Below are 361 nucleotides of genomic sequence, written 5' to 3'. Positions count from 1 at the left end.
GGAATCACTATATCAACTTTTCAGGGCCATGCGAATGATTTTCACCTCTTCGGACCTGATCCGTTCCTTTTCGCGATATTATCGCTATCCTGTGCATCCTGCCGCATGTGCGCGTCCGCTCGTCGCGCAACGGGGCGCCTGCATTGCGTCGATTGCGGTGCGAGCGGTTTCGCCATAGAGGGGGTGGCATGACCGTTCATTTCCATGAAGAAGATCTGCCCGTCGGCGTGCTCGCGCCCGGGCCGATCGCCGTCGATACCGAAACCATGGGGCTCATCACCCCGCGCGACCGGCTGTGCGTGGTCCAGATCAGCGATGGGAAAGGGGACGAGCATCTGGTCCGCTTCAACCCCGGCAGCGA

This window comes from Sphingobium sp. UBA5915, from assembly GCF_002431195.1.
GTDB classification, from domain to species: Bacteria; Pseudomonadota; Alphaproteobacteria; order Sphingomonadales; family Sphingomonadaceae; genus Sphingobium; species Sphingobium soli.
The sequence above is the reverse complement of the archived record's forward strand: the minus strand, read 5'-3'. Positions refer to the sequence as shown.